Source organism: Endozoicomonas sp. ONNA1 (assembly GCF_024606325.1).
GTDB lineage: Bacteria > Pseudomonadota > Gammaproteobacteria > Pseudomonadales > Endozoicomonadaceae > Endozoicomonas_A.
The window spans coordinates 12598-27179 of sequence record NZ_JAHHPN010000512.1 but is presented as its reverse complement, the minus strand read 5'-3'; the positions used below and the strand labels follow the sequence as shown (position 1 = coordinate 27179).

The following is a 14582-nucleotide window of genomic DNA, read 5'->3' as shown; positions in this document are numbered from 1 at the left end:
CCATGCCCGGTATAATGAGTTCAGAGAACTGATGGCGATAGGGGCTTACAAACCCGGAGCAGATACCGAGCTTGATAAAGCTATTGAACATCGTCCGCAGATGGAACGTTTTTTACAGCAAAGCCGTTATGAACAGGTTGATCTCTCTGGTAGCATTCAACAACTGATAAATATCTGGCAGCCTGATCAGGTTGTTACCTCATGAGCAAGGCCCGGCGTCTGGAAAAAGCACAGTCCGCACTGGAAAAAAAGAGCCAGTTCACTGAAAGAGAGAAACAGCACGCAGAACAGAGTCTAGCCTCTCTCAATACCCAGAAAAAGCTGTTAAATGATGCCCGGAAATCCTGCGATAGTTGTCCGGGAGAAAAACTTTCCTCACTATCCTGCTGGAGCCGCAGTCAGTTTGTTGAATTGCTTGCAGATGTTTCTGTTTTGCTGGAAGAGAAGATTAAAGCAGAGTCTGGAAATCTTGAGCAAATTAACCAGCGGCTGGAAGAAGAACGCAGAATGACCAGCGGCGTTGAACATCTGAAAAACAAAGCAAACGAGCAACAGCAGCAAAAACAGCTTCGGGATGAACTTCAGGAGACAGACCGACTGCTGCAGCGCTCCCCTCGCTAATTCTGGCTTGCCTGTGTTAACCTGATATTTCGTCAGGTATTTTATGCAGGGAAGCATCTATGCCGCTTGTCATATCGCATTTCAGACCGCTTTTCAGATCATCCATCATCATCGCCTCTCTATTTTCTCCTCACACCTCTTCTGATACAAACCTTGCAAAAGAGATTGAACGCAGAGTGTATCAATCCGTTGAAAAAGAAGTGGCCGGTTTTATTCAATCGATTCCCGGTGCCCGCTATGAACTAAAAGTTCGCCCTCTTTCTTCCAGTAAGTCCCGAAGAACTTGCCAAGGCAATCTATCTGTCTCTGCAGGTTCCGGGACACGACCGCCTGTGGGGGCAGTCAAACGAATAGTAGAGTGCCCTGGTGAATGGCGAATGACAGTGATGGCTGAAAATAAAATTTTGGTACCCGTTATTCACAGTATCCGAGCACTGGCCAGAGGTCAGAGGCTGACCGCCGATGCTCTTCAGTTTCTGGAAGTCGATTACAGCAGGCTGAGAGGTCAGTTTTTTACTGAGATCAGTGAAATCAGGGGGAGAGTCATCAAACGCAGTATTGGTGCACAGAAACTGATTTCAGCCAATATGCTTGAAAAAGACTATGTGATTCGCAAGGGGGAAATTGTTCAGATTATTGCCGGCGGTAATGGATTAGAGGTTTCTATGTCTGGGGCATCTCTGGATGATGGCGAAATACACGAAACAATACGGGTAAGAAACCGGTCTTCCGGAAAAATTGTCCATGCAGAAGTGATCAGCACTGGGAAGGTTCGAATTCATCACTAATTTTTTTCTGAATACATTAATCAGCGTCTGATTAGGTGATTTATCAAAAAATTAATTAATCAGCAGATGATTTAGTCAGTAACCATTAAATTAACCCTTTCAGAGAATGATTTTATGAGCCGCGACATCGTTAATGCCCTTGTTCCGGGTACGTTACAGAGTAAAAACTGGTACCAGGCTTACCTGATTTTGCTTGGCCAGCTGTTTGCCTGGGCAAGGTTGTCGGAACTGGAGTTTTTGCCCGAGCGGGAGTTGCCAGACAAACATTCTGAACTCGAGCAGCTGTTCAGAGAAATCGGGCAGAGAAAAGTACCAGAGACTTTTGCCAATAGGGATCAACGTATCTGGCAAATAGCCTGGCAACAGGGAGATGAATTACCCGGACAGATCCCAGTCGATGAAATTACCCGAGCCTGCCACTCAGTGATGACCGCAAAGAGGCATAATTTACTGAAATACAATGAGATTCCTCTGGCCTTACATCATCGATTCAGACCACACTCCTTTGCATTGCCCGAAGCCATTGGCGGTTTGCTGCAAGCGTTGTCAGGATCAGGGGGCAGTTGTTATCTGCCCAATGCCGATAGCTTTATTTTGGGAGCGGATCTTGCGCTTACCGGTCAGGTTTATTCTGAGCAGTCCTCTATCAGTAAGTTGGATGCTCTGAGTGTTCTGATTAATCCGGATATTCATATTGCGCAGGGGCATCCGGTACTTGAGCCTGCTTTTTTTGAATCGGGCCAACTGCAAAAGTTTGATCATGGGGTAGGCCTTCTTACAGCAGACCGCCGTTACAAAGTGAATGAAGTCAGAGATATTTTCCAACGGCTGGATACCCGGGTTCGTAATGAAGAAATGCTTTTTATCCGTCATATGTTCTGGCGCTGTTCAGAGCAGGTTGTTATTGCTGTGTCAGGAGGATTTCTTCAGAAAAATACCGAGCATCATATTGCCTTTCGCCGCTGGTTATTAAAACAGAACAGGCTGCACGCTATTATTAAACTGCCTAAAGGACTGCTACCCGGGCGGGCCACACCACTCTACGTGCTTGTAGCAAAACGACAAGTTACTAACAATATGCATTTGATAGACGCCAGCAGCGATTATTTTAAAGCGACTCCTGTGCGCAAAAAAGGAGCAGCCAGAATTCAGTTGAATAATGTCGATGTCATTCTGGAACAAATGAATGAGGAAACGGCTAGCCCCCGTTTCTCAAAAAAAGTGGATAAAAGGCAGCTCATTCAGGGCAGTGTTATTCTCGATCCCGGACATTATTGTGCTGACACCCGACGCATTGATTTACTCGGCAAGCCCGTCGCTGCCACTCATTTAGAGTCATTGGTTGATATCATAAGAGCTCAGGCTCTACGTGATAATAATCTGGAAAAACAGACTTTTCTGGAAGTGACAGCCAATGACATTAATGAGGCTGGAGAGGTTGAGCACCCTGAAAAAGAAATTCATGTTGATGAAAAAGGGCTGAAACGAGCAAAACAACAATTACTGCGACCAGGAGATGTTCTTGTGGTCATTAAGGGACAGGCGGGGCGAATTGCCATCGTACCCGATGTCTGTGGATTAAACTGGGTGGCTAATCAGTCCTTTGTCATTTTACGACTAAAGCAAAATACTTATCTCAATAGTTCTATTGTTTTATTTCGGTTCCTGCGTTCACAAACGGGTAAGATATTGCTTGATAGTATTTGTACAGAAAGTCAGGTACCGTTTATTCATGGCAATGATTTAAAACAACTTCCTGTTCCCGAGTGGTCTTCCTTTGAACAGCAGCAGGCAGAACAGTCTCACAGAGAAATTCTCAAACTCTATGCCCAGGTTCGCTTTATTCGTGATAAAGCCCGAATGATAGAAAATGAACTGCTAAAAGAAGCTTGATGCCAGGGTACCCATAATCATGGCCCAGCCGTCTACCAGAACAAACAGCATCAATTTGAAAGGCAGCGAAATCATCTGGGGCGACAGCATAATCATGCCCATGGCCATCAGAACACTGGCAACGACAAGATCAATCACCAGAAAGGGAATGTAGATAACAAAGCCAATTTGAAAAGCAGTTTTCAATTCACTGGTCACAAAAGCGGGAATGGCGATGGAGAAAGGCGTATCTGCAACATTTATCGGTGGAGTGGTATCGGCAATTTGATAAAACAATTCCAGATCCGTATCTCTGGTCTGGCGCAGCATAAAATCTTTGACTGGAATGCCTGCCTGTTTTAAAGCCTCCATCAGTGTTAAATGGTCATCCAGATAAGGTTCAACCGCTTGGGCATAAACAACCCCAAATAATGGTTGCATTATAATCAGGGTCAGTGCCAGTGCTATACCCAATAAAACTTGAGTGGGCGGTGTCTGTTGTAAGCCCAGAGCCTGACGCAGAATTGCCAGAACAATAATAATCCGGGTAAAAGACGTCATCATTAACAGTGCAGCAGGAATAAAGCTCAGTGCCGTCATCAGAATCAGAATCTGAAGACTGGCGCTGTATTCCTGAGAATCACCATTACTGGTGACTGTCATTAATGGAAAGCCTTCCTGCGCCCAGATGGGTGACGAAGTCAGGAGCAAAGTCAGGCCACAAAGGGCATAGATCAGCGACCTCATAAGTACAGATCAGGCCAGTTTTTTCAGACGTTCTGATTCGCTGATTACATCCAGCAGGCGAATGCCGTACTTGTCGTTGATCACCACAACTTCGGCGTAGGCTACCAGAGTGCCATTGACTTTCACTTCCAGAGGCTCGGAGGCTTCTTTTTCCAGCTCAACAATTGAGCCTTTATTAAGGTGCATTAGCTCACCAATGTTTATTTCTGTGCTGCCCAGTTCCAGAGACAGTGTCACCGGAATGTCAAGAATCATGCCCAAGTCACTGACTGACTGCGGCAGGTTGTTGGTATCTTCTAACTCTCTGGAGGTGGTTTCTGATTCCAGACTGTCCTGAAGACTGACACCATCTTCTGCAGGTTGTGGCGAGGCCATTTCCTGCTCGTTTTCATTTTCTTCATTACTCATAAACGTCTCTTCCTCGGTCAGACTTTAGTCTGTCTCTTTTGAATACAGAGATTTAAGAATTTTCATGGCCAGCATATTATTCACAGTGCAGACGTCAGCACGGTAAGCTGGAATGCCTGCGAACTTGACCGTGACACTGCTGGGAATATCTGCCTGAATGATCTGTCCGGCTTTCAGCCTTAGCACATCGCGAAGGCTCAGCTTCAACTCGCATAATCGGGCAGAGACTTCCAAAGGCGCCTGCATAACCCCGGCCATCATGTTACGTTGCCAGGTGGGGTCCTGTTCAGTGAATTTAAAGGCCTGCAGCTTTTCTCTAACCGGTTCCAGAGCCTGATAAGGCATGATGATATGAAATGGGCTTTCCGTGGAGCCCAGGGAAATAGTGAAGCGACTCAACAGGATAATCTCGGTATCCGAGCGAAAAACGGTGGAAATGGGGCGGTTATGATTTTCAGCAAGGCGTATTTTGAAAGAAAGAATACTACTCCAGGCTTCGGTCTGATCATCCGCTGCAGATTTTAGCAGGCGTTCCATGATGCGAATCTCGGCGTTAGTCAGCTCCTCTTCATGGCTTTCGTGAAACTCGCCGGTACCACTGAAAAAAATGTCCACAAGAGAATATAAAAGCGGTGTCTCTATGGCCATGAAACCAGCACACTTCAGTGTTGTAGAGCGGTAGATATACTGCACATCAGGTATATCTTCCTGATGCAGATAATCACCGATTTGCAGGGAATCTACAGATTCAAAATGAACATCTACCGGTCGACGAAAAACAGCAGTGAGACTGTGACGAAATAATTGGGAGAATCGCCGGTAGATCAGTTCAAGGGTTGGCAAAAGGTCATGAATCTTATAATCCGGGTTTGTCAGATCATAAGTTGTCAGATCCTTGAATTTTGAAGGCGGGTGAATACGGCGAGTCTTTGTTTCACCCGATAGGCTGGATTTGGTATTGTCTGATAAAGATTTCCGTTCCATGGGAAATTCCATATAACTGGCTTATAACCAGATAATTCTTGTTATTAAAAAACATACCGCTATTAGCTGATAAAGACAATCAGCCAATCTTGCCTACCACAATGACTTCTTTATTTTCAGGGATTTCATTAAACGACAACACATGCATGCCCTCGGTACATAAGCGGGCATATCTGGCCATGGCCGGGCGAAGTGATGCATTGACCAGCATAACAGGCACTTTTCCTTCAGCAGCAAGGTTGGCAGAAACTTCTGGCATTTGAACCTGCAGTTGCTCCGCAATTCGTGGTTCAAGTGGCAGTGTGTCAGGGGAAAAGTCGTTACTCTGTCGGGCCTGTTGGTAACTTTGCATAATGATCTGTTCCAGCTCTGAGCTCATGGTGACAACCGGTATTTCAGAGGTGTTACCTACCAGGTTCTGAATAATGCTGCGCCGCAGGGCAATACGAACTTCAGAGGTCAGCAAGTGTGGTTCTGTAATCCGTTCAGACGATTCCAGCAGGGTGCTGGCGATGGTTTGAATATCGCTGACAGAGACATCTTCGGTCAGCAAATCTCTGAGTATCCGGGAAAACACACTCATGGATAGTTTCTTGGGAATAAGATCTTCAGCCAGTTTCGGGGAATAGTGCGTCAGCTTATCCAGCAGTTGCACCACCTCATCATGCCCAAGCAGCTCACTGGCGTGTTCATCAATAATTTTATTAAGGTGTGTAGCAATAACTGTCGCAGCGTCGACTACCGTGTAACCAAGTCCAACAGCATGTTCCCGCTCGGAAGTTTCAATCCAGAGTGCTTCCAGTCCGTAAGCAGGCTCTGAAGTGGCAATACCATTTATCTCACCAAACACTTCACCGGGATTGATCGCCAATAAACGCATAGGCTCAATCTGTCCTTCGGCGACAATGACACCCTTGAGCAAGATGTTGTAGCTGTCTGGTTTCAGGTTCAGGTTATCTTTCACGTGCACACTGGGAATCAGAAAGCCCAGCTCCCGGGATTGGGTTTTACGAATGCCTTTAAGTTGAGTGAGTAATTGTGCACCCTGTTTTTCATCTGCCAGAGGAATGAGTTTATATCCCAGCTCAAGCCCCAGGGTATCTACCGGGGGAATATCTCCCCATGACCAGGGTGTAGATTCACCAACATCTTCTGTATTGGCCTGAGTCGGGCTGGATTCGGGATCATCCTTCTGACTTTTGCTGGTCCACCAGGCCAGAAAAGCCACAATTAAGCCCAGGCTGAGAAAGGGCACATGGGGCATACCTGGAACAATACCTATCACCATTAAAATCATGGCAGTAAGGCCCAAAGCTTTTGGAGAAGAAAACATCTGCTCGGAAACCTGATGCCCCACATCTGCAGATTCAGAAACACGGGTCACCATGATAGCCGCAGAGGTGGACAGAAGCAGCGAAGGAATCTGAGCCACCAGGCCATCACCAATCGTCAGAAGAGAATAAACAGCAAAGGCTTCCCCGGCGGATAACCCCTGACCAATGGTGCCTATCAGCATTCCACCAATGATATTGATGGCAAGAATAAGCAGACCGGCCACAGCATCGCCCCGGACAAACTTGCTGGCACCGTCCATTGAGCCGTAGAAGTCTGCCTCCCGACGTACACTTTCCCGCCGGTCGTGCGCTTCCTGCTGATCAATAACGCCGGCATTGAGGTCTGCATCGATGGACATCTGCTTGCCTGGCAGAGCATCGAGAGTAAAGCGGGCGGTCACTTCAGAAATACGACCAGCGCCTTTAGTGACCACGACAAAGTTGATAATCACCAGAATAAAGAACACCACCAGTCCGACGACGTAACTGTTGCCAATAACGACCTCACCAAAGGATTGAATCACCTTTCCGGCAGCGCCATTGCCGGTGTGTCCATTGAGGAGAACGACCCGGGTCGATGCCACGTTCAGGGCGAGGCGCAATAAAGTGGAAACCAGCAGGATGGTTGGAAACACGGCAAATTCAAGAGGCCGAAGTGTGTAGATACTGACCAAAAGGATAAGCAGCGACAATGCGATGTTGAAGGTAAAGAATACATCCAGCATAAAAGGCGGCATGGGCAGTGTAACCATACCGAGCGTCATCAGAACGATCAGCGGAATCCCGATATTCAGGTTGCCGCTTTTGGGCGACATCATGTATAGCAGACGTTGAGCTTCCTTGATCATTGTCTCTTTTTATCCCATTTTTCCCGGAAGGCACTGGGGATTTCCGGTATTGGTAAATCGGGTGCCTTGCCTCTGCGTCCGGCCTGAAAGTCATTCAGATGATGGACGTAAGCCAAAATTTGAGCAACGGCCAAAAACAGGTCGTCGGCTATTTCCTGATTCAACTGTGTCGTATGATAAATCACCCGGGTTAACGTCGGAGACTGTACCACCGGTTTATTATATTCCCGCGCTACAGCACAGATGCGCAGGGCTACCCGGTCAACTCCTTTTGCCACGACATAAGGGGCTCTGGCCTTATCCAGATCATACTTCAGAGCTACAGCAAAGTGAGTTGGGTTGGTGATTATTACATCTGCTGAAGGAACGGCCTGCATCATTCTGCGGCCAGCAATTTCCTGTTGCTTCTCTCGCAGTTTTGAACGAAGTTCTGGCTGACCTTCAGACTCCTTCATTTCATCACGCATTTCCTTGTGTGTCATGCGCAGTTTTTTCATGTGGTTCCATCTTTGAAAAGGCACATCGATAAAACAGATCAGCAGCAGGGCGCTGACCAGAATTGTGATGGCCATGGCCAGATGGCTCAGCCCCTCTGACACTGCATGAACGAGCGGCAGCCGGTTCAACCAGAGTACATCCCGAAAGAACCACTGATTAATGAGCCAGAGAGAAAAAGCCAGCAGCGAGATTTTGGCAATGGACTTTAGCAACTCAATCATGGAGTTGGCAGAAAACATGCGTTTAATGCCTTTGAAGAAACTGATGCGTTCAGCCTTGGGTCGTATCTGTTTATTTGAGAATATCCAGCCTCCTAAAGCCGCTGAAGCGGCTATTGAAGCCAGAATGACAATCAACATAAAGGGCAGCAGGCCGGAGAAGCCCTGAGTTATGCTGATGATCAGGTGCTCCGTTAGCCAGCTTTCCTGACGCAATGCGTCTCTTTCAAACCTGAAGCTTTTGTGCATAACCTGAAACAGCTGGTCACGAATGAGCCCACCACTGAGCCAGAAAGCGGCCAGAGTTGAAGCCAGTAGGGCAAAGGTGACCAGTTCCCGGGATCGGGGGACCTGACCTTCGTCACGGCTCTTTTGAAGTTTTCGTTCTGAGGGTTCTTCTGAGCGTTCCCCGGTCTGTCCTTCTTCTGCCATCTTGAAATACCTAAAGAACCAGAGATCGTAGAATTGCCAGAACGGTCTGAGTCAATCGCGTGAAGACACCGTTCAGGGTCGAACTGATCAGCATCAGAATAAATATGCCTGCCAGCATGGTCAGAGGAAAACCCAGACTGAAAATATTGAATTGCGGAGCTGAGCGGTTCATGACACCAAAGGTGAAAGTGACAATTAATAAGGCAACAATGGCAGGTAGAACCATCAATAGTGCGCTGGCAAACATCCAGCCGCCCATGGCGGGCATTTGGTGAATATCCAGTTGACTGACAGAAAAGGGTGCAATGGGAATGGTATTAAAGCTCTCTACAACAATAGAAATGACGACCAGATGCCCATCAACCGCCAGAAACATCAGGAAACTCAGTAGCTGGAATACCTGGCTGATAACCGGAATCTGGGCGCCATTCATCGGATCGAACATGACCGCCATACCCAGACCCATCTGCAGGGAGAGCATCTGACCGGCGGAGGTGAAAATAGCGAAATAGATTTGCAGTACCATCGCCATTAAAAGCCCGACAGCCAGCTGTTGTGCAGTGATCAAAAGGGCTGCACCCGATAATGGTTCAACAGCGGGCACCGCAGGTAACATAGGGGCAACAATAATAGTGATGGCCATCGCCAGAATAACCCGGATTCTGGGTGCTACTACCTGGCTACTGATAATGGGCATCGCCAGAAAGAGTGCACCGATACGAAAAAATGGCCAGAGATACTGACCGATCAAGCCTACCACCTCAGAGAAGGTAAAGGTCCCCATCAGGCCAGCATCTCCGGGATAAATTCATACAACCGGAGAAACAGATCCATAAATTCCTGAATCAGCCAGGGGCCAGTGAGGCCTATAGTGACCAGTGTCGCCAGCAAACGGGGCAGGAAACTGAGGGTTTGTTCATTGATTTGAGTCGCTGCCTGCAGTGTGCTGACCACAAGGCCAACCAGCAGTCCGGGCATCACAATTACCGAGACCATCAGAACAATGAGGGTCAGCGCATCACGAAAAAGGTCTGCCACAACTTCCGGTGTCATGGGGTTTCCTCTGGATAAAAATAAATGCGTTATAAATATATAAAAACATTTTTTTACTTTAAAAACGACTTAAAGAAATGACAAATTTTGTTAAATATTCTCCTTACGCGATTAATTAAAAAAAACGGCAGCTCTATTTAAGAAATTCAGAATCCCTTCCGAGTGGTACTTATCAACAGGCAGTACGTTGAAGTAATCAAGCGATTAAACCTGAATAGGGAATTAGTAAAATGGCAATGACCGTAAATACCAATATCTTCTCTCAGAATGCCCAGCGTAATTTGGGTAAGACTGAGACGGGTCTTCAGACCGCCATGCAGCGTCTGTCTTCTGGTATGCGTATTAACAGTGCTAAGGATGATGCCGCCGGTTTGCAGATTGCGAATAAAATGGCTGCACAAATTGGTGGACTGGGTGTCGCTATCCGAAATGCCAACGATGGCATCTCCATGGCACAGACTGCTGAAGGTGCTATGAGCGAGATCACTAACTCTTTGCTGCGTATGAGGGATCTGGCTTTGCAGGCATCAAGTGGTACCTATGAGGCTGCTGATGTGACTGCCCTGCAAGCCGAATACGATGCTCAACTGGCTGAGATTACCCGTATTGCCTCAACGACTGAGTTTAACGGGACAACCGTTCTTGGTGCAGGTACTGTCGAAATTGCCGTTGACTATACCGATGCTACCACCAATAACATAGACCTCAATTTTACTGCCGTTGCGCTGACGGCTGTTACCTTTACCGATGCCGCCACAGCTCAAACGGCAGTGGGTGCATTGGATGTCGATATTGCCGCCTACGACGCTGTTCGGGCCAGTCTTGGTGCATCCCAAAACCGACTGACCACTACCGTCAATAACCTTTCAAATATCCGTGAAAACCTGAGTGCTTCCAGAAGCCGTATCGTGGATACTGATTTTGCTGCAGAAACAGCGAATCTGAGTAAGTATCAGGTCATGCAACAGGCCGGTACTGCTGTGTTGGCTCAGGCTAACGCTATACCTCAGAACATTCTGTCTCTGCTGCGATAATCGCTTCAGGACAGTTTGTAAAATTCAGTCAGCTTTAATGCTGATCGTCTTTGTGGGAGCTAACCAGCTCCCATTTTTTTATAGAGCTGTCTGTTATTCGGTTATGTTTCTCAAAGCAGTGCCGACTGAATAAAAGCAGGCATTAATCAGAGGCTGATTATGTTCAGTTTGAATGGCATTTTCTCGGGACTCGATGTGAGCTCCATGGTGAACGCTTTGGTGGAGGCTGAGCGTGCTCCGACCGAAAGCCGTTATGCCCGCAGAGAGGAGGCCTTTAACGTGGAACTCTCTGCTGTTGGGACGCTAAAGTCTGCTCTGGATGATTTTAATACCCAGATAGAAAGCCTGAACAGCATCAGTAAATTCAGTCCCAGGGCAGTCAGCATCAGTAATGAGTCAGTTCTGAGTGCAACTGTTTCCAGCAGCGCCGGGGCAGGCAGTTATCAGTTTTATGTGGATCAGCTGGCCACCCGCCATCAGACGGTATCCACATCTATTGCTTCAGATGCCACCGTTGGTTCCGGAACGGTCAACCTCTCGGTTAACGGTGAAAGCTTCTCTGTTGTTATCGAACCGGGAACAGAGAGCCTGACTGATGTACGTGATGCCATAAACAATGCTGCTGATAACTCCGGAGTGCAGGCAACAATTATCAATGAAAGCGGTCAGCAACGTCTTATGCTGACTAGCGAGAAATCTGGCGCAGCAAACACCATAACGAGTGATTTCAGTGGCCTTTCCGGTGGATCAGAAACTCTGGGATCCTTTACCGACTTGCAGGTGGCAGTCGATGCCAGCATACGGTTTGGTTCAGGGGCCTCTGCCATCACTATTACTTCCGAAGATAACCAGCTCGAAAATCTTATTGATGGCGTCACGCTTGATTTGAAAGCCGTCAGCACAGATCCGGTAACCGTAAATATTTCCATAGACAAAGACAGCCTGAAAGAGTCTATGCAGGGGTTTGTGGATGCCTGGAACAATGTTAAGTCTACCCTTGATAACCTGACGGATTTCAACGGTATTACAGCGGGGCCTCTTAATGGTGATGCCCAGGCCCGGGCTATTGAGGGACAGTTGAGAAGTGTCATCAGCTCTTTATACGGTGAAGACGGTGACACATTCAGAACGCTCGGGCAATTGGGGCTGACAACCACCGAAGACGGCTCGTTAAATCTGGATTCCGATAGTCTGGATGAAGCTCTGGCTAACAACTTTGATGAATTGGCAGAAGTGCTGGCCGGTGAAGATGGCTTAATGAGTCAACTGGCAGCCGTTCTCACACCTCACCTTGAAAGTAGCGGAACGCTTGACAGTCGGGAAGACAGGATTAATGAAGGCTTGAGTGATATTGAAGATGATCGTGCCGCACTGGAGTTGAGACTGGAACGAACCCGCAGTTATTACCAGAATCAGTTCCTGACGATGGAAAGTATTCTGGCATCACTGAGTGGAACCAGTGATTGGATCACCAGCAGTCTGAATAGTCTGAATAACAATAATTCCTGATCATGGAGGGGTCATGAAGCAAAAAGGTCTGGGTGCTTATAAACAACAGGAAAAAGCAGGTGTAGAAGCGTCTGATTCTGTTCAGCTGGTGGGTGTGTTGTTTACTAAACTGATGGACAATCTGGCTAAGGCAAGCCACTACATTGAGCGAAAAGATTTTACCAACAAGTCGGATCGACTCTCCCTTGCCATCGAAATTCTGCTGGTACTGGAACAGTCACTGGATTTTCAAAAAGGCGGTGACTTAGCCGACAATCTTCAATCGTTATATCTCTATTGTATTAGACGTTTAACAGATGCCAATACAGGTAATGATGTGTCCGCTATCAGTGAAGTGATGGGGCTGTTAAAAGAAATTCAGGAAGCCTGGACTTATATTTCCACACCTCAAGCTGCGATGGCAACTATCCAGTAACGGGGCGGTTTGAATGGAAAATCAGGGACTGCCAGTTTTTTCGTTGTTATCTTTGTCCGGTTCGGTGCCGTCGGTTGAGGGTGCCCAACCGCAGGTCATGGCGGCTGCTCAGGCAGCTACAACCTCTTCAGAGTTGACGTTTGACACCATTCTTCAACAGTTTTCCTCAATAGAATCTGCAGCCACAGAGTTAGTCTCTCCAGAGCTTTTATCTCCGGAGCTTTTATCTCCACAATTGTTGCCTGTTAATTGGCAGGCAAAATCAGATGTGCTTTTGGCAAGCCCGGGGGCTTCAGAACGGACAAAGCATTTTCCCGTTACACACTTGCCAATAGTGACAAGCGAGAAAAAACCTGAACAGGCCACTGTGGAGATAAAAAATACCTCTTTAACAGAAGGGGTAACTGAACGACCCGATTCAAATGTGTCAATGCCCATAAAGGCTGCAAAACTCCAGCTGCCTGTCCGAACCCGGGCATCAGAGGTCTCTTTGACTCCGGTTATCACCCAGAGGGCGACTCAGGCTCAAAGACCATTAACGGATGTTAATCAGGTGTTGGAGGTAAATCACCAAACAGAAAAGCTCAGGCCGGAAGTCACATTAAAACCGGATCAAATCCTGGCAGAAGCCAAAGTGCCGGAGATAAAAAATCACAATGGAATAAAAGAAATTCCAGCTCCGCAGCCTCTGTTCAATCTTGAAATGGAGCGAAAGGCCACTCTAAAAACAGTGCCTGTATTGATGCAACAATCTGAGTCAATAACGGCCATTGCTCATCAGGCGCCACAACATTCTGTTTCAATTCAGATGACTGAGCCATCATCAGCCGCTCAGTCACCTCTAGTTAAACAACCTTTCCTGCAACCTGAACTAGCCCAGCGACCGTTTGGGCAGACAGTGGTCCAGATGATTAAGCAGGGTGAGCAGAAAATGGAGTTTCGCTTAGACCCACCGGAATTAGGCCGGGTAACGCTGACTGTGAGCGTTGATAGAGACGCTGTCAGCCTTCAGGCGATAACGGCAACACCGGCAGCCAGAGACTTGTTGCTGCTTCATGGCGATCGCCTGCGGGAAGCTCTTAATAGTGAATCACTGACTCTGGGGCAAATGTCAGTGGATGTGGGTAGCCAGAAAGAGGCCGATACATCGGAACAATCTTCAGAATACCTGCCCACCGCCGATGGTTGTCATGAATCAAAGGGTTATCAGAGTGCCCAGGAACAATTCAGGGTTCATGGCGGCAGATTATTGGATCATTTCGTTTAACAGATCATCGGAAAAGGAGTTTTTGGACTCATGGCAGATGAAAAGGAAAGCAGTGCCTCTGAAGACAAAAATTCAGGCAACAGCAAGTTATTAATCATCATCATTATTCTTCTGGTGCTGTTGCTGGCTGGTGGTGGCGGTTTTGTAGCAATGACAATGATGGCTCCTAAAGAGCAACCGCAACAGCAACAGCAACAGCAACCGCAGCAACCAGTGGCAGCATTGGCGCCACCCAGTTTTATGATGCTTGAGCCGTTTATTATCACTCTTAAAAGTGATGCCCGACCTCGATATATGCAGATAAAACTGTCATGGATGGTACGGGATGAAACGGTGATCGCAACACTGGAAGCTTATCGGCCACTTATTCGTAATGAAGTCATCAACTACCTGGGCTCTCTCTCTTATGAACAGGTTAAAGCCGGGGGCGTCACAGAGATTATCCGCGCTGAAACGCTGGCAAGAGTGAATGCACTGCTGGACAAAGAGAGGGTGGGAGCAAGGGTGGATGACTGTCTGATTACGGATCTTGTGATTCAGTAGCAGCTTAGTGG

Annotated in this window: 15 protein-coding genes and 1 pseudogene; 9 read left to right on the top strand and 7 right to left on the bottom strand. The window is 47.4% G+C overall.

The features are described from left to right. The 4 genes and pseudogenes from fliI to KDK19_RS11635 form a co-directional block, all read left to right on the top strand. Positions 1-205, top strand: a pseudogene (gene fliI / locus KDK19_RS11650) (flagellum-specific ATP synthase FliI); the annotation flags it as partial. Continuing rightward, positions 202-621 carry a hypothetical protein gene (locus tag KDK19_RS11645; protein WP_257288087.1) on the top strand — a complete coding sequence of 140 codons (420 nt, stop codon included), beginning with the start codon at positions 202-204 and terminating at the stop codon, positions 619-621. The pseudogene fliI and the gene KDK19_RS11645, both read left to right, overlap by 4 nt. 59 nt (positions 622-680) lie before the next feature. After that, positions 681-1409, top strand: coding sequence for a flagellar basal body P-ring formation chaperone FlgA (gene flgA, locus KDK19_RS11640; RefSeq protein ID WP_257280613.1), 729 nt, complete (start codon positions 681-683; stop codon positions 1407-1409). A gap of 114 nt (positions 1410-1523) precedes the next feature. Next, positions 1524-3302: an N-6 DNA methylase gene (locus tag KDK19_RS11635; RefSeq protein WP_257292007.1), complete on the top strand. Its 1779-nt coding sequence runs from the start codon at positions 1524-1526 to the stop codon at positions 3300-3302. On the opposite strand, the gene fliP is transcribed toward KDK19_RS11635, so the two are convergent. From fliP to KDK19_RS11600, 7 genes are all read right to left on the bottom strand, one after another. Further along, complete coding sequence (gene fliP / locus KDK19_RS11630; protein ID WP_257275752.1) at positions 3288-4028, bottom strand: flagellar type III secretion system pore protein FliP; 741 nt, start codon at positions 4026-4028, stop codon at positions 3288-3290. The two genes, KDK19_RS11635 and fliP, sit on opposite strands and share 15 nt — an antisense overlap. Before the next feature lie 9 nt (positions 4029-4037). After that, complete coding sequence (gene fliN, locus KDK19_RS11625) at positions 4038-4436, bottom strand: flagellar motor switch protein FliN (RefSeq protein WP_257275751.1); 399 nt, start codon at positions 4434-4436, stop codon at positions 4038-4040. A 24-nt stretch (positions 4437-4460) separates the two neighbouring features. Beyond that, entirely contained in the window at positions 4461-5420 is a 960-nt protein-coding gene (locus KDK19_RS11620; RefSeq protein ID WP_257275750.1) for a flagellar motor switch protein FliM, read from the bottom strand. Between the two features lie 79 nt (positions 5421-5499). Then, a complete protein-coding gene (gene flhA, locus KDK19_RS11615) occupies positions 5500-7602 on the bottom strand; it encodes a flagellar biosynthesis protein FlhA (RefSeq protein ID WP_306670780.1) in 2103 nt (700 codons plus the stop codon). Further along, positions 7599-8750, bottom strand: coding sequence for a flagellar biosynthesis protein FlhB (gene flhB / locus KDK19_RS11610; RefSeq protein ID WP_257275749.1), 1152 nt, complete (start codon positions 8748-8750; stop codon positions 7599-7601). The genes flhA and flhB overlap by 4 nt, the downstream gene beginning before the upstream one ends. Before the next feature lie 10 nt (positions 8751-8760). Beyond that, on the bottom strand, positions 8761-9534 hold the full coding sequence (fliR, locus tag KDK19_RS11605) for a flagellar biosynthetic protein FliR (RefSeq protein WP_257288086.1): 774 nt from the start codon (positions 9532-9534) through the stop codon (positions 8761-8763). Further along, entirely contained in the window at positions 9534-9803 is a 270-nt protein-coding gene (locus KDK19_RS11600) for a flagellar biosynthetic protein FliQ (protein ID WP_257275747.1), read from the bottom strand. Before KDK19_RS11600 ends, fliR begins: the two co-directional genes overlap by 1 nt. Before the next feature lie 230 nt (positions 9804-10033). Between KDK19_RS11600 and KDK19_RS11595 the strand changes: the two genes are divergently transcribed. The 5 genes from KDK19_RS11595 to fliL all read left to right on the top strand — a co-directional run bounded on the left by KDK19_RS11595 (position 10034) and on the right by fliL (position 14571). Next, positions 10034-10837: a flagellin gene (locus tag KDK19_RS11595; RefSeq protein ID WP_257275746.1), complete on the top strand. Its 804-nt coding sequence runs from the start codon at positions 10034-10036 to the stop codon at positions 10835-10837. Positions 10838-10996: 159 nt separating this feature from the next. After that, positions 10997-12346, top strand: a complete 1350-nt coding sequence (gene fliD / locus KDK19_RS11590; protein WP_257275744.1) for a flagellar filament capping protein FliD — start codon at positions 10997-10999, stop codon at positions 12344-12346. A 13-nt stretch (positions 12347-12359) separates the two neighbouring features. Beyond that, positions 12360-12761: a flagellar export chaperone FliS gene (fliS, locus tag KDK19_RS11585; RefSeq protein ID WP_257275743.1), complete on the top strand. Its 402-nt coding sequence runs from the start codon at positions 12360-12362 to the stop codon at positions 12759-12761. 13 nt (positions 12762-12774) lie between these two features. Next, on the top strand, positions 12775-14028 hold the full coding sequence (locus KDK19_RS11580; RefSeq protein WP_257275742.1) for a flagellar hook-length control protein FliK: 1254 nt from the start codon (positions 12775-12777) through the stop codon (positions 14026-14028). Between the two features lie 30 nt (positions 14029-14058). Next, positions 14059-14571: a flagellar basal body-associated protein FliL gene (fliL, locus tag KDK19_RS11575; RefSeq protein ID WP_257275741.1), complete on the top strand. Its 513-nt coding sequence runs from the start codon at positions 14059-14061 to the stop codon at positions 14569-14571. Positions 14572-14582 lie beyond the last annotated feature (11 nt).